The sequence below is a fragment of the Paracidovorax oryzae ATCC 19882 genome (assembly GCF_000687165.1).
GTDB lineage: Bacteria > Pseudomonadota > Gammaproteobacteria > Burkholderiales > Burkholderiaceae_C > Paracidovorax > Paracidovorax oryzae.
Genome location: NZ_JMKU01000012.1, coordinates 1 through 22,979, shown reverse-complemented (window position 1 = coordinate 22,979; position 22,979 = coordinate 1). Strand labels below are relative to the sequence as shown.

Here is a 22,979-nt window from a genome sequence, read left to right as displayed (position 1 = left end):
CCGATTGTGGAATGCCGCCGGCTACTGCAGCATAAAAGTTTCGTATTCCAACCGGTTCAGCTGTCGAGACAATAAATACATGCCCGTGCACAGCGTGAGCAGCGTGGCGATGGCGAAGCCGTAGCCGTACAGCGCGGCGCCCGCATGCAGCGTGAAGCCGGTCAGCACCATGTTGAGCAGCACGAACTGCACGCAGAGCATCAGCACGATGCGGCGCTGGTCCAGGTAGAAGAACACGTTGAGGATGGCCATCAGCCCCACCTGCAGCCCCGCGCCGATCACCTGCACGTGCAGCAGCGGCAGGTACAGGCGCGAGATGCCCAGGCCGCTCAGGATGGCCGGCCCGGCGACGAAGGTGATGAGCACGGCCAGCGTCTGGATCTTGCCGATCTCGCCCAGGCCCTGCTGGATGGAATAGACCATCTCGTCGCGCATCGCCTCGATGTACTCCAGCGAACCGCCGCTGCGCACGGCGTCGTAGAACTTGTCGTAGTACTCGACGAAATCGGTCTCGATGCGCACCAGGAACACGGCCATGCCGGGAATGATGGACAGGTAGGCCAGGAACACGGGCAGGTCGTAGATCAGCGAGGCCCGCAGCGCCCCGATGATGGGCTCGGAGGTGGGCGGGAAGTACCAGAACATGAACTTGTCCACCCAGATCCCGAAGTTGTAGAGGAAGCCGATGGCGACCAGGGAGGGGTAGAGCAGCTTGCGGTCCGCGAAGTCGAAGGCGATGATGCGGCCGCGCGGGTTGAACTCGCGCACCACGAGCAGCCACATGCCCGCGAGCAGCAGGTAGTTGCCCAGAACGAAGCCCGCGAGCAGTCCTTCCAGGCCCCAGGGCCGCATCAGCAGCGCGCTGACCACGATGACGGCGTACGACACGCCGAAAAGCGCCACGATCTCCTTGTAGCGCTTCATGCCCGACAGCAGCACGGTGAGCACCCACACGTCGCACATGAGGGTGAAGCCCGCGAGCATGAGCATGCGGTACACCAGCCCCAGGTGCGGCAGCACGGTGAAGAGCGCCAGCGTGCCCAGGGCCGCGGCGGCCAGCGTGGTCACCAGCAGCAGGCCGTGCAGGTTGGGCAGGATCGAGTCCTTGCGCTTCTCGAAGAGCCGGTCGGACACGAAGCGCGTGAACGCCAGTTGCACCAGTCCGGTGAGGATGAGGCTGCCCGCCACCATGTAGGTGACGGACGTCTGGAACTGGGTGACGAGCACGCCCGGCACCACCACGCTCGCGCTGAAGATACCGATGAGCAGGATGCCCACGATGGAGAACACCCAGGGGCCGGAGCCGATCACGCCCGCGTAGGCATAGGCCTGCACGAGGCCGACCAGGGTGTTCTTGCGCAGCATGCGGCGCAGCTCGAATCCGATGCCAGCCATCAGCGGGGGCCCTCCGTCTGCTCGAACGCCCGTTCGTACACGCGCCGGTAGCGGTCGAACATCAGCGTGTCGGTGTAGTAGCGCTCCACGCGCGCCACGGCGGCGCGGCTGGCCGCATGCCAGGCGGGCGCGTCGTTCAGCAGCGACAGCGACGCGTCCGCGAGCTGCTGCGGATCGGCGATGGGCACCACCTTGCCGGAGGCGCCGAGCGCGCGGTCTTCGTCGTCCAGCCCCTCGATGAGCTGGCGGCACGAGCCCACGTCGGTGGAGACGGCCGGCACGCCGGCCGCGTAGCCTTCCAGCAGCACCAGGGGCAGCGCCTCGCTGATGGACGAGAGGATGATGAGCCCGATGCGCGGCATGAGGTCTTCCACCTTCTGGAAGCCCAGGAAGCGCACGTTGTTCTCCAGGCCCAGGCTGCGCACGAGGTTCTCGCATTCCTGCGCGTAGGCCGGGTCTTCCTCGGTCGGGCCGGCGATCCAGCCTTCGGCATCAGGGCGCTGGTTCACCACGCGGCGCATCGCGCGGATGAAGGTCTTGATGTCCTTGATGGGAACCACCCGGCCGATGAGGCAGAGGATGGGCGGCACCTCGGCCGGGCGCTGGTCGCGCAGCGGCGCGAAGCGGCCGAGCTTGATGCCGTTGGGGATGTTGAAGGTGCGCGCGGGGTCCGCGCCGTCGGCCACCTGCCGCAGCCGGTTGGCCTCGTAGAGCGCGATGATCGGGTCGGCCGCCGCGTAGCAGTAGTAGCCCAGCCACTCGAAGAACTGGATCCACATCTGGCGGAAGTACGACAGCTCGGTCGGGTCGCGCTGGAAGATGTTGCGGTTGTCGCGGATCCACTCGCTCTTGAACAGGTCGATCTTGCGTTCCTTGGTGTAGATGCCGTGCTCCGAGAGGATGAGCGGCACGCCGCGCATCTGCCGGACCAGGCCGCCCAGGTAGCCCGCGTAGCCGGTGGAGGCGCTGTGCACCATGCGCACGCGCAGCATGCTGCGGGCGACGCGCGCGAGCATCCAGAGCGGCTGGTACATGATGCGCACGGTCCAGAAATAGTCCACGAAGGACGGGTCCGTGCAGTGTTCGCGGTAGCTCTGGCAGATGATTTCCCAGGCGCGCTCGCTGTAGAGGAAGTCTTCCAGCGGCAGGCGGCCGCCGGGCTGCATCTCCAGGCTGATGCGCTGGAAGGCCTCGATCGCCGCAGGGCTGCGGTCGCCGAGCCGGAACGAATCGACGAGCGTGCGCACCATCTCGAGCGCGGCGCGGTCGCCCCGGCGCCGCGCGGGCATGGAGCGCACGCCGAGGTGCTCGTAGAGGTAGTGCTCCTCGAAATGCACCACGTTGGGCGGCAGTTCGTACTTGAACCCGGAATAGTCCTCGCGGCGGCTGCCCAGGAAGATGATGGCGAACCGGTATTCGGGGTAGGCGCGAATGATCTGGTTGATCCAGCTCGACACGCCCCCGCTCACGTAGGGAAACGTGCCTTCGAGCAGCAGCGCGATGTCGGCTTCCTGGGCCTGGGGGCGGACGTCGCTCATCGGGCGTTCCAGTAGTCGAGCACCGGCCGCAGGCGCGGCAGGGCGCGCCACTGGCCGAGTTCCTGCAGCAGCGCGCGGGCCTGCGCATAGTCGCGCCGCTCGAAGCACAGCTCGGCCTGGTAGGGCAGCACGCGCGTGGCCGGCAGCCCCAGTTCCCGGGCGCGGGCATACGCTTCGCCCGCCTCATCGGTGCGGCCCTGCGCGTGCAGCAGGCGCCCGCGCCGCAGGTTGAGTTGCGCGTTGCCGGGGGACTGGGCCAGCACCATGTCGCAGTAGCGCAGGGATTCGTGGATGGCGTGGGTGCGCAGGTCACCCTGCACCAGTTCCTGGTACACCAGTTCCCAGTAGAGGTCTGAGAGCCGGTGTGCGGATTCCAGCATCAGCGGGCCGGGCGTGGCGCCTTCCTCGGCCTCGGCGCGGCGCATGGCGTCGAGCTCGCTGTCGATGGTGCGGTTGATGCGCTTTTCCAGCGTGTCGAGCATGCCGTAGGCGAGCAGCCGCAGGTCTTCGCTGGGGTCGCTGAGGATGCTGCGCAGCAGGGGCGAGGCGATGCGGCCGGAGACGTGCTGCAGCGCCACCATGGCGCGCATGCGGGTCTGCATGGGGGCCTGGGCGTTGCCCAGGAAGGACCGCAGCCCCGCCTGCCGGAAGCTGGCCTGCATGCGCTGGTGCAGGTCGAATTCGGGCAGCTGCAGGGATTCGAAATCGTCCTGCCCGGTCGGCGACCGGTACAGGCGCAGCACCACCACGCCCACCACCGCGCCGACGAATCCGGCGATGGGGATGGCGTAGCTGAAGGCGGCCATGAGCACCAGCAGGGGCAGGCGGGGGCGGGCCTGCTCGCCCGAGAGCAATGGCAGCAGGCACAGCGCGAGCATGGCGCAGGCCAGCGCGTGCACGATCAGGTAGCTCGCCAGGGCCGCGTCGGAGCGGCCCTGCAGCATCAGGGGGCCGCTCCAGGCGCCCAGTTCGAGCAGGAAGGCCGAGATGCCGAGCTTGAGGTTAAGCATGGGCGATCCTGTGCAGTTGTTCCAGCACCGCAAGCGGTTCGCCCTCCAGGGGCAGCACGTGCGGGAAGATGCCGGATTCGGCGAGCGGCTGGCCGCCCTTCTGCCGGGACCAGTTCTCGAGCCGGTTGATGTAGCCCTCCGCGGTGGCCATGTCGCCCAGCGGCATGAGCACCGCCAGCACCTGGCGCTCGGGGCCGGTGATCAGCCAGCTTTCGTCGAGTTCGCGCTTCAGGCGCTCGATCTGGGCCGGCAGGCCGCGCTCGACGGCGCGGGGCAGGAACTCGAGCGCCACGATGATGCTGGGCACGCTCGTGGTGTCGCGCATGTGGGACAGCCGCCGGGCCTCGAAGGCGAAATCCGCCGGGCAGTCGGGAATGCGCTCCATGATCGGGCGTGCCAGGGTCTGCATGGCGAGGCCGTCGGTGTAGTAGCCCAGCAGCAGATTGATGGTCTGCAGGTTCTCGTCCTGCAGCGAGAAGAACGGCATGTCCTCGATCACCAGCAGGCCGTAGATCTCCCCGCCCAGGTCCAGCAGCGGCGCGACGGCGAGGTAGCGTGTCTGCTGCTTGTGCGTGAGCAGCTGGCTGATGTGGCAGAGCTTGCGGGTCTCCAGCGCCTGCTGCACCAGCGGGTCGTGCGTGTCCAGCGGCTCGCTGCCGCTGCCGATGCGGGCCACGGGCTCGGCTTCCACGCGGTCTTCGGTGGCCGCGTGCAGCGCGGCCGATTCGAGCTGGCAGTACTGCGCGAGCAGCCGCAGCAGGGTCTGCGCGCCCTGCGCGGCGTCCTCGGGCGCGCCGGTGTCCACGCTCTGCAGCGTGGAGAGCGCGTCGCGCATCGACATGGGCCGGCCGATGAGTTCCTGCTCCAGCCGGTCGTGCGACAGGCGCAGCAGGTAGTACTGGCGCACGAGGTGCTCCAGGCGCTGGTCGAGGTAGAGCTGCACGTTCTCTGCGCGCCGGGTGCGGGCCTGCCACAGGCTGGAGAACTCGCCCACGATCAGCACCAGGATGAGGCCGCCCAGGAAGAACAGCTGAGGGAAGCGGTCGTAGTGGCCGAGGTTGGTCAGCAGCCAGCCCGCGAGCAGCACCACGGCGCCGCCCAGGCCGGCGAGCGGCCCGTAGCGCAGCGCCACGATGACGGGCGCGAGCCAGGCCCAGGGGAAGTCGCCCTCGCTCCAGATTGGATCCTGCGGATGGAGCAGCAGGCCCAGCGCGATCGCCAGGCCCGGCAGCAGCAGGGTCTCCAGCAGCATGATGGCCGGGCGCGTGTCGGTGGCGGCGAGCTTGCCCAGCAGCTGCTGCGGCAGCGGGCGCAGGCCCGTGCGCCCCGAGGCCGGCGCGGCGCCTGCGGGCGCGGCGCCGACCGCGCGGCGGCGGCCGGGGGAGGGCGGGGGAGACTTCTCCGGCGGCATGGCGGGGTCAGCGGGCACCGGACAGGCCGGAATCCATCAGGCTGCGGATCAGCTTCTGTGCCACGCCCGAGAGGGACTCGCGGCTCCATCCGCTCTTGCCGCCCGTGCCGCTCCACAGCGTGTCGCCGGTGGCGACGTCGATGATCTGCAGGGTGACGCCGGCCGCGGGTTCGCCGTCCACGCCGACCTTGTAGCGCCATTCGTCCACCGCGCCGGCCAGCGCGTATCTGGCCTGCTTCTCGCGCGCCCAGGCCAGCACCTCTTCCTGGCGCTTGGCGTCCCCCGCGTCGAACAGGGCTTCCTGCTGCGTGCCGCCCGGGTAGCGCTGCACGCGGCCCACGCCGCGTGCCTGCAGCAGGGCCAGCGCGATGGCTTCCGCGCGGTTGCCGGCCAGCGGCGTTTCCGTGTGGTTGGCGAACGGCAGGACGACCCAGCTGGCATTGCGCTCCAGCGGCGGGGGCGTCCCGCGGTCGATGGTGGAGCACGCCGCGAGCATCACCAGGATCAGGCCGCCGGCAGCGCCGTTGCGCAGGCGTTGCAGCAGGGTGCGTGGATGTGGCATGGGAGAGTCCTTTCTTGTTGGGAGAAACGCGTCAGAAATGCAGCCGGTAGCTGAAGACCAGGTTGCGGTTGAGCCCCTGCTGCAGCTGCAGTCCGGACTTGCTCAGGCCCCAGGTCAGGCCCAGGTGGTCGCCGCCCAGCACGCTGCCGGCCATGCCCAGCCGCACCTCGTAGCCCGGCCCGAGCCGGCTGTGCCAGGTGCGGCTCGCGCTGGCGTAGGGCCGCAGCGTGCGGGAATACTCTTCCTCGTAGCGCATGTTGGTCGATACCTGCAGCCCGTAGTAGGTGAAGCTGTCGGGCAGGAAGTAGTCCGGCCCCGGAACGACCCCGGGCAGCAGGTAGCGCTGGAATTCGCGGTCGCGCGGGGCGAGCGAGAAGATGTCGTTGCGCGAGAAATCGTGCCGCGACCAGAACGCGCCGAACTCCAGCAGCGGCGCCTCCTGCCGGTAGGTGTGGATGTAGCTCAGCGTGGTGTGCCGTCCGCTGCCGAGGTCGGCGCCGGTCTGCAGGCGGTAGCGCTCGTCCGCGTATTCGAGCACGAAACGGTCCAGGCGCGATGCCTGGTAGCGCAGGCTGGCGCCCGCGCGGCGTTTCATGCCGGCGATGCGCAACGCCAGGCTTTCCTGGCTGGGCAGCTGGAATCCCAGTTCCATGCGCAGCGACAGGCGGTTGTCGATGCGCTGCTCGTGCTCGATCTGCACGGGCGTATAGACCTGGAAGCTCACGCGGCGGCCCGCGCGCAGCGTGGTCTCCCCGTCCGGATGGCGCCAGTGCAGGCGGGCGTCGAACACGCTTTCATCCGGCGGATTCACCACCACCAGCGGGTCGGTGGAGCGGCGCCGGATGCTGGCGAACTCCAGGTCCAGCGCCATGCGCGGATTGAAGGCGATGTGGAAACGGCTGCCGGCCTCGTCCTCGTCCAGGCCGCCCAGCTGCTGGATCTTGCCGTAGCCGCCGGCATGGTCGCTGAACGCCAGCAGGGTTTCGGTGAGCTGCAGCTGCAGGGGTTCGTCCTCCCGTTGCTCGCCCTGCGCCTCGAAGGCCGCGGTCTGCGCGAGCCGCACGTCGTCCACCGCGCGGGCGGCATTGACGCGGTCGTAGCGGGGCAGGCGCTCGTCGAAGCCCTCCAGCAGCTGGCCGGTGGCGGCCTTGTCGTCCTCGGCCAGCGCCACCGTGATCTCGGCCCAGAGCGGCCGGTTGGTGCGCGTGCCGCGGGCGCGGGCGTACTGCTGCCAGAGGTAGCCGCGCTCGGCGGTGTACTCGCCGGCGTCCTGCAGCCAGCCGATGGCGGTTTCCGCCGCCGCATTGGACATGCGGTTGCGGTCGTCCGTGTCCATGCGCAGCAGTTCGCGCAGCACGTCCAGCGCCGGATCGCCGGGCCGCTGGGTGAGCATGAGGCGGGCGCGGGCCACGCGGCGCGTGGTGTCCAGCCCTTCCTCGGTGAGCCAGCGGGCGCGGGCCTCCTGCGGCGTGAGCCGCCTGCCGCCTTCGCCTGCCTGCCGGGCCGCGCGCCATTCGCGCGAGAGCAGTTCGCGGCGCAGGCGCCAGGAGCGGTCGGTCTGCTGGTTCTGGTCCAGCGCGTCCGCATAGTTCATGAGCCACAGGAAATCGTCCTGGTGCTGCGCCACGCGCGGCGTGAGGTAGCGCTCCAGCGCGACCTGCGGCAGCGAGAGCGCCTGGTAGGCGGCGGCGAGCGCGTCGTGCACGTCCTCGTCGCGCGCCCAGCGGCGCTCCTGCGTGGTCAGCAGGGTGCGCAGCGCGACCGCATCGTTGCTGTCGATGAACAGCCAGATCAGCGCCTGCCGCATCTCGGACGAATCGGGGCTGGCGCGCAGGCCGTCCTCGTAATAGCGCCGCGCGCGGGCGAGGTCGCCCTGGGCCTGGTAATAGCCGCCCGCCAGGCGCAGGAACTCGGGAATCTCCCGCAGGGCGGCGACCGCCTGCTTCGTCTCCTGCGAGCCGTCTTCCAGCTTGCGCATCAGGGCGCCCATCGCCTCCCACTGGTTGCGGCTGGAATAGACCGAGAGCGCGTCCACGAGGTAGCGCGGGTCGCCGAATTTCTCCCAGGCGAGCGCCGACACCTTGGCGGCCTCGAGCGGCTGGTCGGCCATGAGCAGGCGGATCAGCGCGTCGTAGTCGGAGCGGTCGTGGTCCTTGGCGCCCACCAGCGCCCGGTAGGCCTGCACGGCCAGGGCCTGCCGCTGCCGGCTCTCGGCCAGCTGGCCCGTCAGGCGCCAGAAGTCCATGGCGGTCGCTTCCGAAGGCGCCTGCCGCTGCTGGGCGGCCTCCAGCCAGCCCAGGCCCTCGTCGGGCCGGTCGTGGGTGAGCGCGAGCACGGCCGCGCGCATGGCCCGCTCGGGGGTGAGCTGCTTCGGGTCCGCCAGCAGGCGGCGCCATGTCTCCAGCGCCAGCGTGGGCTGCCCCGCGCGCTCGGCCAGCTGGGCCAGCAGCTCCACCGCCTCGGGTATCTTGCCGTGCTGGCGCAGGTAGTCGATGGCCGGCTGGGGCTCGCCGATGCGTTCGTAGGTGGCCACCAGCTGGCGGATCAGCGTGAAATCGTCCGGCCGCTGGCGCAGCTGGAAGCGGATGGCCTGCACCAGGGCCGTGTCGTCGAACTGTCCGGGCGCGATGCGCAGCACGGCCTGCCAGGCGGCCTCTTTTTGCGTGCGCTGGGCCACCACCAGCCAGTTCTGCAGCGCCACGCCGGGCCGCTGCGACCATTCCGACACCTGGGCGAGCCGTTCGCGCCAGGCCATGTCGTCGGGCCGTGCCTGCACCGCGGCATGTGCGATCAGCCAGGCGTCGTCGAGCTTGCGGTTTTCCAGGAAGACCTCGAACGCGATGCCGTAGATCTTCTCGTCGTAGGGCAGCAGGTGCGCGGGGATCGGCACGGGCGGGGCCGCCACGGCTGGAGCAGCGGGTGCGGGCGCTGGAGCGGGGCCTGCCGTGCGGCGAAATCCCCAGCCGTGCGCCGTGCCGGCCCCGGCCTCCGCGGACGGCAGGGTGAGCACGGGCGGGCGCAGCAGGTGGGCGCCATCGTCGTAGCGCTGCGCCGGAGCCGGGGCGGGCGCGGGGGATACGTGCCAGGCCATGGGGCGCAGCATCGCGCCGACGGGAGGCACCGCCGCGGCCAGCGCGGTGGCATCGTCCTCCCATTGCCGCAGCCAGGACATGCGCAGCAGCTGCCGCACGTAGCGGTCCGCGACGGCGGGCTTGCCGGCCGCGCGCGCCAGCTGCGTGATCATCAGCAGCACCTGCGGATCCTTCGCCAGCGGGCCGATCTCGCGCTCGGCCATCTCCAGCGCTTCCACGGGGCGGTTGCCCGACTGCAGGGTGCGCACCGCGGCCATGTAGAAGGCCTTGGCCTGCTCCGCGTCGGGCGTGGCGCGGCGTGCCAGCAGGTACAGCTCCGCGGAGCCCGCGTAGTCCGACTGGCCCAGGGCCTCCTTCGCGGCGCGCTCGTAGAGCAGGGCGGCTTCCCGCGGATCGGTGGCCTCCTCGGCCATCCTGCGGGTCATCGCGGCCCCGAGCACGCGGTCCTGAAGCTCGGCGGCGCGGCGCGTCAGCAGCACGCGGCGCTCCAGCGGCCAGGGTTCGGCGGACAGGGCGCGCAACTGCCGCAGCAGGTCCTCGCGCATGGCCTTGCGGTAGGTGGCCTCCCGCTCGGGCGTGCGCTGGTACTCGGCGTACGACAACTCCCAGAGTGCCCAGAGCGCGTCGCGGTGGATCTGCGGGTCGGACGAGTCCAGCGCGGGCTGCAGCGTGGCGCGCGCGTCGCCCATCTGGCCGACGGCGATCTGCCGCTGCGCCAGCAGCAACCGCAGGCGCGGGTTGTCCGGATCGCTGCGCAGCAGGTTGTGCAGGTAGGCGACCGAGAGCGCGGAGTTCTCGGTCTCGGCCAGCCGGCGTTCCAGATCCTGCCGCGGGTAGAGCAGCCACAGGCCGCCGCCCACCATGCCGGCGAGCAGCGTGATCAGCCAGGGCGGCGCCAGGACGGGCCGCTCAGCGGGCTGGGCACTGGAGCTGGATTTGCGCAGCAGCATGGGTCAGTCGGTAGGCGAGGACGTCGGTGCCGGCCGTGGCGGGGGCCGTGCGTTCCGGGGCGATGGTGCGCTGGTCGGCGCGCACTTGGCAGCCGCGCGCGTTCGCGAGGCTGAAAGCGAGGGGGGCATGGCCCGTGAGCCGGAAATCGGCGCGCGTGCCGTCGGCCGCCACGCTCCAGTCCGCGATCCGGGCATTGGCTTCGAGCAGGTAGGGCGTCGGCCGTGCCGCCGTGGCTGCCGCCGGGGCAGGCTCCGTGGTGTTGCCCGACATGCCGGAGGCCGGGTCCGTGCGCAGCCAGGCCGATCCGCCCGTGAGGTGCACGTACAGGCCTTCCAGCCCACCGCGATAGCCTGCCACGCCATGGCTGGTGGCCAGTTGCGGCATGCCGAGCGCGCCGGGCAGGCGCAGCGTGCGCAGCTCGCCGTCGCCGCGCACGCGCCAGCCATCGCCGTCGCGCGCGATGGCTATGGTGTGGAAGTCGCGCACCTTGCGGATGTATTCCGATGCGAACACCGGGTGCAGCGGCTGCGCCGTGGCCCAGTCGTACACCTTGCGCAGCGCGTTCAGTCCGGCGCGCTTGCTGGCGGAATACACGTGGTAGTAGATGTCCACCGGCTTGATGCGCCGGGGCCTGTCGGTCATCTCGAAGCTCTGGATCACCTGCTCGAAGCCGTAGTAAGGGCCTTTCCAGAGGTTGGTATAGATGTTCTCGTTGGTGATGGGCGCGTACACCTGCAGGTAACCGTTCTTCTGGATGCCGAAGGCGCCGATGGCGGTGAGCGACGGATTGGTGCGCGTGATGGAGGTGTCGCCGCCATTCATGTTCAGCAGGCCCGCGCGCTCGGTGATCTCGAGCGCCTCCGCGTTGGGTGCGGTGTCTCCCGACCACAGCAGGATCTTCACGCGCTTGTCGGGCGGGGCGAGCCGGCTGTTGATGTAGTCGGTGGAGCCCACGATCTCGCGGCGCAGGTCCATGGTGTAGCCCGGCACGTCCAGGCTCATGGCCGCTTCCGAGTTGTCGCTGAACAGGCCGTGGCGCACGCTGCGGTCCCAGAGGAACGGGTGCGAATACGTGTGGCTGGCGATCTCCACGTGCGGCAGGCGGAACATGCGCCGCGCGATGTCCTCCATCTCCGCGCTGGTGTCGGGGTGCAGCCCGTGCGGCGCGACCTCGGCCTCGATGACCGACATGGTCTGCGGCACCTGGGTGTATTTCTCGAAAATTTCCTTGAGCAGCACGCCGCCCGCGTTGGGGCTGCCCGCCAGCTCCGCGCGCGAGGGGAAGCCGTCGCCGTCCACGTGCGAGAACAGCAGGCGCCGGCCGTTTTCGGTGGTGATGTCCGGCACCGGCACGGGCTGCAGCCGCAGCGCCTGCGTGAGGAAGGCGAAGGGATCGACCATCCAGCGGGCGTAGTCGGTGCCGGGCACTTCCGTCACCACGAAGGGATCGACGACGAAGCCGCCCCACGGCAGGATGGCGCCGCCCAGGTACGAGCCGCCGCGCGCGTCGCGGTGCTCGATCAGCGCGCGCGCGGGCTGCAGGGCCGGGGCACCGTTGCGCATCACCCATTCGAAGCGCGAGCCGCTGGAAGGCTGCACGGCCAGCTCGAAACCCATCATCGGGTCCTGCACGGCCACCCGCTGCTCGCCGCGCGGCGGGCTCGCGTTGCCCTTGATGCCCAGCGCCTCGTTGAACTGCCGGTCCAGCGCGAAGCCGAAGTTGCCCATCACGGCGAGCGGCATGCGTTCGCCGAGCCGCGCGGACAGCCATTGGCTCACGGTGCGCACGCGGCCCTCGGGCAGGTAGCCCGAGAACCAGGTGACGATGCCCGCGTACCGGTCCTGCAGGATGCCTTCGGGCAGCGGGTTGCGCACGTCCGCGTAGTCCACCACATAGCCCATGTGGTTGAGCGGCATCTGCAGGAAGCGGTGGGGCGACGAATAGTTGAGCGACAGCGATTCGCCGCCGTAATAGACGACCAGCACCCGGCGGGGCACCAGCTCGATGCTGCCCACGCCCACGGTACCCACCTGCCCGTCGGTCACCCAGGGGATGAAGCCCAGGGCCTTGATGCGCTCGGCCGTCGCGCGGGTGAGTTCCCGGTCGGCGGGCGGCACGTAGTCGATGGCCAGGACCGGCAGGCCGTCGCGCTCGTGGATGGTGCGCAGCTGCCCCAGCAGCCATTCCCGGTCGGAGGCCTTCACTTCCTCGTAGCGGCGCGTGTTGGCGTTCCATCCCTGGAAGAGCGACTCGGCGGCGACCATTTGCACTTTGTCCTTGACCCGGGGCACGATCTCGAAGCCCCGGTTCAGGATCAGCCGGATGCCGGGAAAGCGCTGGTGCAGCGTCTCGATCACCCGCACGAGGCCCTGCTGCTGCGCCGCCTCGTCGAACTGCTTTGCCAGCCGGTACGAATCCAGCGTGTCGAGGAAGAAGCCCCGATAGCCTTTCTCCCACAGGGGAGCGACCACCCGGGTGGCGAAGAATTCGGGCCACTCGGCGGGCGTCTGGTCGATCACCTCGGAGTTCCAGGCGCCGTTGCGGGCCATCTTCCAGGCATCGGGAATGTCGCGGAAATACGCGCGCGAGGACTGCACCTCGGCCACGGAAACATAGGCATAGAGGGCGCTGCCCGTCTTCGCGAAGGACTGCGGGTCGTAGCCGTGGCCTGGCTCGACCACCACGATGTCGAACACCTTCAGCTCGGACAGCGGGGCGGAGGGCCCGTAATGCAGCGCCACCGCCGGCGGCGCGGCCCAGGCCACCGCCGCGGAAAGCTGCGCGATCAAGCAGAAAAACAACAGTCTCAGGCGTCTGGACACGGCTCGTTGGGCTTATGGGTGAGAAAACGTCTAAGGGTTTGCCCGCGATTGGCGGGGCCCGCCGGAGCGCCTTGCCCTGTGGGTCTCGGGTCACTCCCTCCTATGGAATACATCGTGGCCCAAGCCGGACGCTGTGGTTAATCCCATAGAAAAAAACAATTTATTGTATTGTTTCAATAAGTATCAATTCTGGTGCACTCTTTGCTGCTTTCAGCAGATCCCCCTTCCGGCAGGGGCCCGGGCTTGCGCGCGGACCGCATTCCGGAGTTGGCCTCCCGGTATTACGCAGGCCAGAATAGGGTGGATTCACTGGGAGCAGATCGCGTGATACTTGTAACGGGCGGGGCCGGATTCATCGGCTCGCATACCTGCGTGGCACTGGCCGAGGCCGGGCTGCCATTCCTCATCCTGGACAACTTCTGCAACAGCCGCCGCTCGGTGCTGGAGCGCGTGGGCCGCATCACCGGCCGCGTGCCCGACCTGGTCGAGGGCGACGTGCGGGACGAGGGCCTGCTCGCGCGGATCTTCGCGGAGCATTCCATCGATGCGGTGATCCATTTCGCCGCGCTCAAGGCGGTGGGCGAATCGGTGCGGGAGCCGCTGTCGTACTACGACAACAACGTGGCCGGCACGGTGGCGCTGCTGCGCGCGATGCGCAAGGCGGACGTCCGCACCCTGGTGTTCTCCTCGTCCGCCACCGTGTACGGCGAGCCGGCCTCCCTGCCCATCCGCGAGGATTTCCCCCTCTCGGCCACCAACCCGTACGGCCAGAGCAAGCTCATGATGGAGCAGGTGCTGGCCGACGTGGACGCCTCGGAGCCCGGCCGCTGGCGCATCGCCCGGCTGCGCTACTTCAACCCCGTGGGCGCGCACGAAAGCGGCCTCATCGGCGAAGACCCGCAGGACGTTCCCAACAACCTGCTGCCCTACGTGGCCCAGGTGGCCGTGGGGCTGCGCGAGCGCCTGAGCGTGTACGGCGGCGACTACCCCACCCCCGACGGCACGGGCGTGCGCGACTACATCCACGTGTGCGACCTGGCCGATGGCCACGTGGCGGCGCTGCGCTACCTGCGCGCGCACCCCGGCCTGCTCACGGTGAACCTGGGCACGGGGCGGCCCGTGTCGGTGCTGGAGATGGTGCGCGGCTTCGAGGCCGCGAGCGGCCGGCCGGTGCCCTACCAGGTGGTGGCGCGGCGGCCCGGGGACGTGGCCGCCTGCTGGGCGGACCCGGGGCTGGCCGAACGGCTGCTGGGCTGGAAGGCCCGCCACGGCCTGGACCGGATGTGCGCCGATGCCTGGCGCTGGCAGGACGGCGTGGCCCGCACCCTGCAGGCGGGCTGAAAAAAAGCAAGGGGCCCGGCGCTGTCGCGGGGCCCCTTGCGGCGGGCGTGGCGGTCAGGCCGCCGTGGCGGTGCCCGGAGTGCCTGCAGGGGCCTCGTCGGGCTGGGTGTCCAGCGTGGCGGCGTGCACGGCCGCATCCTCTTCCGACAGCAGGGCGTCTTCCCACTTCGCCACCACCGCCGCGGCGATGGAGTTGCCCACGGCGTTCGTCGCCGAGCGGCCCATGTCCAGGAACGTGTCCACGCCCAGGATCAGCAGCAGGCCGGCCTCGGGGATGTGGAACTGGTTCAGCGTGGCGGCGATCACCACCAGCGAGGCGCGCGGCACGCCGGCCATGCCCTTGGAGGTGAGCATCAGGATCAGCAGCATGGTGATCTGCGTCTCGATCGGCAGGTGGATGCCGTAGGCCTGCGCGATGAACAGCGTGGCGAACGTGCAGTAGATCATCGAGCCGTCGAGGTTGAACGAGTAGCCCAGCGGCATCACGAAGCTCGACACCCGGCGCTTCACGCCGAAGCGGTCCAGCGCGTCCAGCAGCTTGGGGTAGGCGGCTTCGGAGCTGGCCGTGGCGAAGGACAGCAGGAAGGCCTCGCGGATGTTGCGCAGCAGCTTGAACACGCGGCCGCGCAGCGCGATGAAGCCCGCGGTGATCAGCAGCGCCCAGAGGATCACCAGCCCCATGTAGAACTGGCCCATGAACACCGCGAACTTGAGCAGGATGCCCAGGCCGTTCACCGCCACCGTGGCGGCCATGGCGGCGAACACCGCCACGGGTGCGAACCGCATCACGTAACCGGTGATCTTGAGCATGGCGTGGGACAGCTCCTCCACGCAGCGCACCAGCGTGCGGGCCTTGTCGCCCAGGCTGGCGAGCGCGACGCCGAAGAACATCGAGAACACCACGATCTGCAGGATCTCGTTGTTGGCCATCGCCTCCGCGAACGACTTGGGCACGAGGTGGTTCACGAACTCCTTGAGCGTGAACTTGCCCGTGGCCAGCTGCGTCGCCTGGTGGGTGTCCGGCAGCGGCAGGCCGAGGTTGGCGCCGGGCTGGAGCACGTTGGCCAGGATGAGGCCCAGGGCCAGCGAGACCAGCGAGGCCGTCAGGAACCACGCCATGGCCTTGAGGAACACGCGGCCCACGGCGGCGGCGTCACCCATGTGGGCGATGCCCACCACCAGGGTGGAGAAGACCAGCGGCGCGATCAGCATCTTGATCAGCCGCAGGAAGATGTCCGAGAGGATCGATACGTAACCGGCGACCGCCGCCTTGTCCGCGACGTGTGTGTTGATCAGGTATCCCGCGATGATGCCGATGATCATCGCGATCAGGATGCTGACCGTTGGGGGAAGCTTTCTTTTGTTCTCTGGCATGGTGCAAGGCAGAAATGAGCAATGGATCCCCCGGCGCTCTCCTTGCGCCGTTGGCGGGGTGGCGCATTGTCGTTCAATACGCGGTGCGTACCCGGGCCGCAACGCGCCCGCCTTGCGGCCGCTCAAAGGCCGTCACTCCTACAATCCGAAATATGACAGCCACCGTTCCGGCCGCGTCCCCGGCCCCCGTCCCGCCGTTTCCGGACCTGCCCGCCGTCCGCCTGCACAGCCCCCGGTCGGGCACCGCCACCGTGGCTTTACAGGGGGCGCAGGTGCTTTCCTGGACCACCGCGGACGGCGTCGAGCGCCTGTTCCTGAGCCCCCGGACGGCCCATGACGGACACACGGCGATCCGCGGCGGGGTGCCGGTCTGCTGCCCCCAATTCAACCAGCGCGGGGCTTTGCCCAAGCATGGCTTCATGCGAAATTTGCCTTGGAAATTGGTATCCGATTCGTCAAATGGTCACGTGACGGGTGCCGTGATGGCGCTCGAGGACGACGAGACCACCCGCGCGATCTGGCCCCATGCCTTCCAGGCCCTGCTGCACGTCGAATTGTCCGGGGATGCGCTGCGCGTGTCGCTTACGCTGCACAACACCGGCGATGCGCCCTGGTCGTTCACCGGGGCGCTGCATACCTACCTGCGGGTGGCGGACATCGCCCGGGCGCAGGTGGACGGGCTGCAGGGCTGCGCCCGCTGGGACGCGGTGGCCGACCGGCGCGGCGTGCAGGAGGGCGCGGTGCGCTTCGACGGCGAATACGACAGCGTGTTCGAGGCCCCCGGCGCGCCGCTGCGCGTGGACACGGGGCAGGGCGTGCTGGCCGCCACCCAGGGCGGCTGGACCGAGAATGTCGTCTGGAACCCCGGGGCCGAGCGCTGCGCGGCGCTGCCGGACATGCCCGCAGACGGCTTCCGCCAGATGCTGTGCGTGGAGGCCGCCTGCGTGCACCGGCCCGTCGACGTCGCGCCGGGCGCCGAATGGACCGGCTGGCAGCGGTTCGAAGTGCTGCGCTGACGGCTCCCCGGGGTTCCGCTTCTCCTTCTTCCCTTCTTCCTTCCTTTTCCTTTCTCTCTCGCAGGATCCGCCCATGCTGGCCAAACGCATCATTCCCTGTCTGGACGTCACCGGAGGCCGCGTCGTGAAGGGCGTGAACTTCCTGGAGCTGCGCGATGCCGGCGACCCGGTGGAGATCGCTGCACGCTACAACGGCCAGGGGGCCGACGAACTCACCTTCCTGGACATCACCGCCACCAGCGACGGGCGCGACCTGATCCTGCCCATCATCGAGGCCGTGGCCAGCCAGGTGTTCATCCCCCTCACCGTGGGCGGCGGCGTGCGCACCGTGGAAGACGTGCGGCGCCTGCTGAACGCGGGCGCGGACAAGACCAGCTTCAATTCCGCCGCCATCGCCAACCCGGAGGTGATCGACGCCGCCTCCGCGAAATACGGCGCGCAGTGCATCGTGGTGGCCATCGACGCCAAGCGCCGCACCCCCGAGGAGGCCGCGCGCCCCGGCCCGGATGGCGCGCCCCGCGGCGAAGGCTGGGACGTGTACAGCCACGGCGGGCGCAAGAACACCGGCCTGGACGCCGTGCAATGGGCCGCCGAGATGGCGCGCCGCGGCGCGGGCGAGATCCTGCTCACCAGCATGGACCGGGACGGCACCAAGTCCGGCTTCGACCTGGCCCTGACCCGCGCCGTGAGCGACGCGGTGAGCGTGCCGGTGATCGCCTCGGGCGGCGTGGGCAGCCTCGACGACCTGGCCGACGGCGTGCAGCAGGGCGGGGCGGACGCGGTCCTGGCCGCCAGCATCTTCCACTACGGCGAATACACGGTGGGGCAGGCCAAGGAACGCATGGCTGCGCGGGGCATCCCCGTGCGCCTCTAGAGGCATGCCCCGGAGGGCATCCCGGGTTCATGTTGCAGTGCAACAAAAAAGCGGAGAATGGGGCGATGAACTGGCTCGATGAAGTGAAATGGGATGCGCAGGGCCTGGTGCCCGTGATCGCGCAGGAAGCGGCGACGGGCGACGTGCTCATGTTCGCCTGGATGAACCGCGAGGCATTGGCGAAGACGGCCGAACTCGGCCGCGCCGTGTATTTCAGCCGCTCGCGCGGCATGCTGTGGTTCAAGGGCGAGGAGTCCGGCCACGTGCAGACCGTGCACGAGATCCGGCTCGATTGCGACAACGACGTGGTGCTGCTCAAGGTGACCCAGTTGGGCCACGAGCCCGGCATCGCCTGCCATACCGGCCGGCACAGCTGCTTCTTCAGCGTGCTGAAGGACGGCGCCTGGCAGGCCGTCGATCCGGTCTTGAAAGACCCCGAATCCATCTACAAGTGACAGCGATGAACCACGATTCCCTTTCGCCCGCGGCCGCGCCGGCCGTGCATTCCGGCGACGCGCTCGCACGGCTCGCCGCCGTGATCGAAAGCCGCAAGCCCGCCAACGGCGGCGATGCCGACAAGAGCTACGTCGCGCGCCTGCTGCACAAGGGCCCGGACGCCTTCCTCAAGAAGATCGGCGAGGAGGCCACCGAGGTGGTCATGGCCGCCAAGGACGTGGACCACGGCGCGGACGCCTCCAAGCTGGTCTACGAGGTGGCCGATCTCTGGTTCCACTCCATGATCGCCCTGGCGCACTACGGCCTGGCGCCGGCCGACGTGGTGGCCGAGCTGGAGCGCCGCGAGGGCACGAGCGGCATCGAGGAAAAGGCGCTGCGCAAATCCCTGCAGCGCGCCGCCGACGAATCCCAACCCTGAGGACCGCCGACATGAACCGCAACGACATCACCGACATCGACCTCGACGCGCGCGCCGACGGCCTGAAAACCATCGGCTGGGTGAGCTACATCCTGCACCTCATCGTTGCGGTGGGCGCCGTCATCCCGGGCGCGCAGCCCGGCGCGGCGCTGCTCATCATCGCCCTCGTCATCGACCTGGTGAAGAAAAGCGATGCCGAGGGCACGTGGCAGGCCTCGCACTTCTCCTGGCGCATCCGCACCGTGATCTGGGCCGGCGTGCTGTACGTGCTCACGGCGCCGCTGTGGATATTGATCTTCCCCGGCTGGATCGCCTGGGGCCTGATCTCCATCTGGTTCCTCTACCGCATCGTGCGCGGCATGGTGGCCATGAACAAGGGCCAGGCCATCGATGTCTGACCCAGCCGCGCTGGCACCGGGCTCGGTGCCCCTCAACCTCGCCCTGCAGGGCGGGGGATCGCACGGCGCGCTCACCTGGGGCGTGCTGGACGCGCTGCTGGAAGACGGGCGCTTCCACTTCGAGGGCATCAGCGGCACCAGCGCCGGCGCGATGAACGCGGTGGCGCTGGCCCACGGCTTCGCCCAGGCCGCCCACCAGAACCCCGGACTGCGCGGCGAAGCGCTGCACGAGCGCGGCTGCGCCATGGCGCGCGAGTCCCTCACGCGGCTCTGGGAGGGCGTGGGCGCCATGGGCAGCCTGATGTGGGGCGTGCCGCTCGCCTCCACGCCCCTGATGGGCATGATGTCGCAGTGGCTGTCGCCCTACCAGACCAACCCGCTGGGCATCAACCCGCTGCGCCGGCTGCTGGAGCGCGAGGTCGATTTCGACGTACTGCGCGACGCGCCCGGGCCGCGCGTCTTCGTCTGTGCCACCAACGTGCGCACCGGCCGCGGCGTGATCTTCTCGGGCCAGCGCCTGAGCGCCGACGCGGTCATGGCCTCGGCCTGCCTGCCGCTGCTCTTCAAGGCGGTGCAGATCGAGGGCGAGCACTACTGGGACGGCGGCTACTCCGGCAACCCCGCGCTGCACCCGCTGATCTACAAGACGCGCTGCGCCGACATCCTGCTGGTGCAGATCAACCCCATCGAGCACACCGAACTGCCCGACAGCGCCGCCGACATCATGGAGCGCATGAACGAGGTCACCTTCAACGCCAGCCTGCTGGCCGAGATGCGCGCCATCGAGTTCGTGCGGCGCCTGCTGGCCGAGGGCAAGCTGGACGCGCAACGCTACAAGAGCGTGCGCATGCACCGCATCGACGGCGGCTCCGTGCTGGCCGAGTTCGGCGCCTCCAGCAAGCTGCGGGCCGACCTGCCGTTCGTGCGCCAGCTCTTCGCGCTCGGCCGCGCGGCCGGCCAGGCCTGGATCGCCCGCCACCACGGGGACGTCGGGGTGCGTCCCACGGTGAACATCGCCGACAATGCCTGACGCGTTTCCCGACCCGATTCCCTTTCCCACGCCATGCACGATCCCGACTGCCTTTTCTGCAAGATCATCGCCGGCCAGATCCCCTCGCGGAAGGTCTATGAGGACGACGAAGTCTTCGCCTTCCACGACATCCACCCCGGCGCGCCCGTCCACTTCCTCATGGTGCCCAAGCAGCACGTGCACTCCATGGCCGGCGTGACCGACGCCCATGCCGGCGTGCTCGGCCGCATGATGGTGCTGGCGCCCAAGCTGGCGCTGGAGCAGGGCTGCAATCCCTATCCGGACGGCGGATTCCGCATCGTGGTAAACACCGGCACCGAAGGCGGCCAGGAAGTGCACCACCTGCACCTCCACGTGATGGGCGGCCCCAGGCCCTGGCTGAAGGGCTGAAACCGCCCCCGGCGGCGGTCAGGGATATGCAACTTCCGTGACGTGCGCCGGGTCTAGAATGGGCCGTATTCGTTAGGAGATTTCCATGGGTTCCTTTTCCATCTGGCACTGGCTGATCGTGCTGCTCATCGTGGTGATGGTGTTCGGCACGAAGAAGCTCAAGAACATCGGCTCCGACCTCGGCGGTGCCGTGAAGGGCTTCAAGGACGGCATGAAGGACGGCAGCACGCCCGACGGCACGCCCGCCTCCACCACCGCCGCCACGCCGCCCGCAGGGCAGGTGACGAACCAGCAGGCCCACGCCGCCGACCCGGGCACGATCGACGTCGAGGCCAAGCACAAGGGCTGACCGCTCCTGCCCTGTCTCCCGTCGCCCTGTTTCCCTGCTGAACCGCCCTCCCGCCTTCCATGATCGACATCGGCCTCTCCAAGATGGCGCTGATCGGCGCCGTGGCGCTCATCGTCATCGGCCCCGAGAAGCTGCCCCGCGTCGCGCGCACCGTCGGCACCCTCCTGGGCAAGGCGCAGCGCTACGTGGCCGACGTGAAGGCCGAGGTCAACCGCTCCATGGAGCTGGACGAGCTGCGCAAGATGAAGGACACGGTGGAGACCGCCGCGCGCGACGCCCACCACAGCTTCCAGACCCACGCGAGCGAATTCCAGAAGGACTGGGAATCCGGCACCTCCGACGCGGCCGCAGCCGGCCACGACGGCACCCTGGATCCCGCCGCCCTCGAGGGGCCATCGTCCCGCATCGTCCCGACCTACAAGCACCCCGGCAAGAACTGGCGCCTCAAGCGCAGTGCCACCCCGCAGTGGTACAAGGCGCGCGCCGGCGTGCGCACCAAGGCCCAGTCGGGCGCGGCGCGCGTCGCGCGCTTCCGGCCCCGCAAGTTCCAGTGATGGCCCGCTGACGGCCGCGTCCGCGCGGCCCCGCGCGGGCCGCCCACCTCCACCATGTCCGAAAAACCCTCCCTCGAAGACGAGCTGGCCGGTACCGAGCAGCCCTTCGTCGCGCACCTCATGGAGCTGCGCGACCGGCTCATCAAGGCCATCGTCGCCGTCGGCATCGTCGGGGCCGTGCTCTTCTTCTACCCCGGCCCGGGCCGGCTCTACGACCTGCTGGCCGCGCCCCTGGTGGCGCACCTGCCCGCCGGCGCGACGCTCATCGCCACCTCGGTGATCTCGCCCTTCATGGTGCCGATCAAGATCCTGCTGATGTCGGCCTTCCTGATCGCCCTGCCCGTGGTGCTCTACCAGGTCTGGGCCTTCGTGGCGCCGGGCCTGTATTCGCACGAGAAGAAGCTCGTGCTGCCCCTGGTCGTCTCCAGCACGGTGCTGTTCTTCGCGGGCGTGGCGTTCTGCTACTTCTTCGTGTTCGGGCAGGTTTTCAGCTTCATCCAGAGCTTCGCGCCCAAGAGCATCACCGCCGCGCCGGACATCGAGGCCTACCTGAGCTTCGTGCTCACCATGTTCCTGGCCTTCGGCCTGGCCTTCGAGGTGCCAGTGGTCGTCGTCGTGCTGGCACGCATGGGCATCGTGGACGTGGCCAAGCTCAAGAGCTTCCGCGGCTACTTCATCGTCGTCGCCTTCATCATCGCCGCCGTCGTCACCCCGCCGGACGTGGTGTCGCAGCTTGCGCTGGCCGTGCCCATGTGCCTGCTGTACGAACTGGGCATCTGGGCGGCGCAGATCTTCATCCGGCACACGCAGGCGCCGGAGGACGCGGCGGAGCAGCGGGAGCCGTCGGCCTGAGGGTTGACAGGCCTGCATGTGCGCGAGCCAAGCAAAGACGCACGCATCCCGCAGGTCATGGCAGCACAACCACCGCGAACCCACCATCTCCGCCTGCTGGCGGACTATCACCAGTTCATCCTGCAGGACGAGGCGGCCGAGGGCGACCTCTCCAGCGCCTGGGACCAGGCCGCCGTGCACCGCATGCTGGCGGTCGCGTCCGGCATCGTGGGTTGCGGCACCGTGCGAAACATGCAGGTGCCGGTCACGCTGGAACTGTGGGATGCCGAGCCGTCGGCTGATTTCGAGCGCTTCGACCATGTGGTGGAGGCATCGCTGGCCTTGGCGTCCGGGACGCTGGTGGTGGCGGGGTGTACGGACTATTTGCCGGACGCAGCGCGGTTTGCCTTGGTGCCGGGGGTGTACCGGGTGAGGTTGTCGGCTGCGGGGTTGGGCTCGTTGTCTGAGGATGGATTGGAGGGGGAGGACTGGTACCGGGTGCAGGTGTGGCCAGGGGCGGAGACGGCGCCTGTGGTGGTGAAGCAGTATTTGGATTGAGTGCGGGAGGGGCTCTGCTGGCATCTGGCGGTCGGCCTGCATTTCCAGTGACCGCTAAGGTTGTTCGTTGACGTTCACGCGGCCGAGCTTGAGCGACTGCTATCGACGCAAAGCGGGCATGACCCTTAGAGCGTATATGGACGCCCCGGTTTGCCAAGCCTTCAGTTCGTGATGCCAGGAAGGTCAAGATTGCACGCGTATATCCGGACTGGTGCGGCAGCGTGCTGCCACGGTCCCTGATGGAATTCGCTGGCCAAGGTCCCATCGGTTAAGAGCGGCTAACACCACCGATCCACGAAGCGCGCACAGATAATTGCTGCAGCCAGTTTCAACAGCGCTTCGTGGATGTCCAGCCGCCGCTCGAAGCGGATGCGCAGCTTGCCAAAGCCTGCAAACCATCCATGCGTTCTCTCCACCACCCAGCGATGCCGGCCCAGCCGCTCGCTGCTCTCCACGCCTCTTCTGGCAATTCTGCTGGCAATGCCCCGCTTCTTCAGATAGGCACGGCAACGCGCGTAGTCGTAGCCCTTGTCGGCGTGCAGCTTCGAAGGCCTGCGGCGCGGCTTGCCCTGCAGTCCCCTGATGGCTGGCAGCGCATCGATGCATTT

General features: G+C 69.1%; 21 protein-coding genes. 12 read left to right on the top strand and 9 right to left on the bottom strand.

Annotated features, from left to right (window positions below; translation table 11 throughout):
• Nucleotides 1–21 precede the first annotated feature (21 nt).
• From pelG to T336_RS0111670, 7 genes are read right to left on the bottom strand one after another with little or no spacing between them, the layout of a single operon-like run.
• A complete protein-coding gene (gene pelG, locus T336_RS0111700; protein ID WP_026432679.1) occupies nt 22–1,395 on the bottom strand; it encodes an exopolysaccharide Pel transporter PelG in 1,374 nt (457 codons plus the stop codon).
• On the bottom strand, nt 1,395–2,933 hold the full coding sequence (pelF, locus tag T336_RS0111695; protein WP_026432678.1) for a GT4 family glycosyltransferase PelF: 1,539 nt from the start codon (nt 2,931–2,933) through the stop codon (nt 1,395–1,397). Before pelF ends, pelG begins: the two co-directional genes overlap by 1 nt.
• A complete protein-coding gene (locus T336_RS0111690; RefSeq protein WP_026432677.1) occupies nt 2,930–3,943 on the bottom strand; it encodes a tetratricopeptide repeat protein in 1,014 nt (337 codons plus the stop codon). Before T336_RS0111690 ends, pelF begins: the two co-directional genes overlap by 4 nt.
• A complete protein-coding gene (locus tag T336_RS0111685) occupies nt 3,936–5,354 on the bottom strand; it encodes a PelD GGDEF domain-containing protein (RefSeq protein ID WP_019699807.1) in 1,419 nt (472 codons plus the stop codon). Before T336_RS0111685 ends, T336_RS0111690 begins: the two co-directional genes overlap by 8 nt.
• A 7-nt stretch (nt 5,355–5,361) precedes the next feature.
• Nucleotides 5,362–5,916, bottom strand: a complete 555-nt coding sequence (locus T336_RS0111680; protein WP_019699808.1) for a hypothetical protein — start codon at nt 5,914–5,916, stop codon at nt 5,362–5,364.
• Between the two features lie 31 nt (nt 5,917–5,947).
• The gene (locus T336_RS0111675; protein ID WP_026432676.1) at nt 5,948–9,958 is read right to left on the bottom strand and encodes a tetratricopeptide repeat protein; all 4,011 of its coding nucleotides are present in this window, start codon (nt 9,956–9,958) and stop codon (nt 5,948–5,950) included.
• Complete coding sequence (locus T336_RS0111670; RefSeq protein WP_026432675.1) at nt 9,918–12,782, bottom strand: bifunctional glycoside hydrolase/polysaccharide deacetylase family protein; 2,865 nt, start codon at nt 12,780–12,782, stop codon at nt 9,918–9,920. The genes T336_RS0111675 and T336_RS0111670 overlap by 41 nt, the downstream gene beginning before the upstream one ends.
• Nucleotides 12,783–13,106: 324 nt before the next feature.
• Here T336_RS0111670 and galE point away from each other — a divergent pair, with 324 nt between their 5' ends.
• A complete protein-coding gene (galE, locus tag T336_RS0111665) occupies nt 13,107–14,123 on the top strand; it encodes a UDP-glucose 4-epimerase GalE (protein ID WP_026432674.1) in 1,017 nt (338 codons plus the stop codon).
• Between the two features lie 54 nt (nt 14,124–14,177).
• Here the strand turns inward: galE and T336_RS0111660 are convergent, their stop codons facing one another.
• Nucleotides 14,178–15,497 (bottom strand): dicarboxylate/amino acid:cation symporter, encoded by a 1,320-nt coding sequence (locus T336_RS0111660; RefSeq protein WP_026432673.1) that lies wholly within the window; start codon nt 15,495–15,497, stop codon nt 14,178–14,180.
• 152 nt (nt 15,498–15,649) lie between these two features.
• Here T336_RS0111660 and T336_RS0111655 point away from each other — a divergent pair, with 152 nt between their 5' ends.
• From T336_RS0111655 to T336_RS0111605, 11 genes are all read left to right on the top strand, one after another.
• Nucleotides 15,650–16,513 (top strand): D-hexose-6-phosphate mutarotase, encoded by an 864-nt coding sequence (locus T336_RS0111655; RefSeq protein ID WP_026432672.1) that lies wholly within the window; start codon nt 15,650–15,652, stop codon nt 16,511–16,513.
• A gap of 73 nt (nt 16,514–16,586) precedes the next feature.
• A complete protein-coding gene (gene hisF / locus T336_RS0111650) occupies nt 16,587–17,387 on the top strand; it encodes an imidazole glycerol phosphate synthase subunit HisF (protein WP_026432671.1) in 801 nt (266 codons plus the stop codon).
• Between the two features lie 29 nt (nt 17,388–17,416).
• Nucleotides 17,417–17,842, top strand: coding sequence for a phosphoribosyl-AMP cyclohydrolase (hisI, locus tag T336_RS0111645; protein ID WP_084151412.1), 426 nt, complete (start codon nt 17,417–17,419; stop codon nt 17,840–17,842).
• 5 nt (nt 17,843–17,847) lie between these two features.
• Entirely contained in the window at nt 17,848–18,261 is a 414-nt protein-coding gene (locus tag T336_RS0111640) for a phosphoribosyl-ATP diphosphatase (protein ID WP_019699814.1), read from the top strand.
• Between the two features lie 11 nt (nt 18,262–18,272).
• Nucleotides 18,273–18,659 (top strand): DUF4870 family protein, encoded by a 387-nt coding sequence (locus tag T336_RS0111635; protein ID WP_013593483.1) that lies wholly within the window; start codon nt 18,273–18,275, stop codon nt 18,657–18,659.
• Entirely contained in the window at nt 18,652–19,689 is a 1,038-nt protein-coding gene (locus T336_RS0111630) for a patatin-like phospholipase family protein (protein WP_026432669.1), read from the top strand. The genes T336_RS0111635 and T336_RS0111630 overlap by 8 nt, the downstream gene beginning before the upstream one ends.
• 33 nt (nt 19,690–19,722) lie before the next feature.
• Nucleotides 19,723–20,079 (top strand): histidine triad nucleotide-binding protein, encoded by a 357-nt coding sequence (locus T336_RS0111625; RefSeq protein ID WP_013593485.1) that lies wholly within the window; start codon nt 19,723–19,725, stop codon nt 20,077–20,079.
• Between the two features lie 85 nt (nt 20,080–20,164).
• Nucleotides 20,165–20,428 carry a Sec-independent protein translocase subunit TatA gene (tatA, locus tag T336_RS0111620; RefSeq protein ID WP_026432668.1) on the top strand — a complete coding sequence of 88 codons (264 nt, stop codon included), beginning with the start codon at nt 20,165–20,167 and terminating at the stop codon, nt 20,426–20,428.
• Nucleotides 20,429–20,487: 59 nt separating this feature from the next.
• Nucleotides 20,488–20,982, top strand: a complete 495-nt coding sequence (gene tatB / locus T336_RS0111615; protein WP_026432667.1) for a Sec-independent protein translocase protein TatB — start codon at nt 20,488–20,490, stop codon at nt 20,980–20,982.
• 54 nt (nt 20,983–21,036) lie between these two features.
• Nucleotides 21,037–21,834 carry a twin-arginine translocase subunit TatC gene (gene tatC / locus T336_RS0111610; protein ID WP_026432666.1) on the top strand — a complete coding sequence of 266 codons (798 nt, stop codon included), beginning with the start codon at nt 21,037–21,039 and terminating at the stop codon, nt 21,832–21,834.
• Nucleotides 21,835–21,891: 57 nt separating this feature from the next.
• A complete protein-coding gene (locus T336_RS0111605; RefSeq protein WP_026432665.1) occupies nt 21,892–22,371 on the top strand; it encodes a hypothetical protein in 480 nt (159 codons plus the stop codon).
• 278 nt (nt 22,372–22,649) lie between these two features.
• Here T336_RS0111605 and T336_RS25085 read toward each other — a convergent pair.
• Nucleotides 22,650–22,979 (bottom strand): IS5/IS1182 family transposase (locus T336_RS25085; RefSeq protein ID WP_026433377.1); only part of this gene is annotated, 330 nt, incomplete at its 5' end.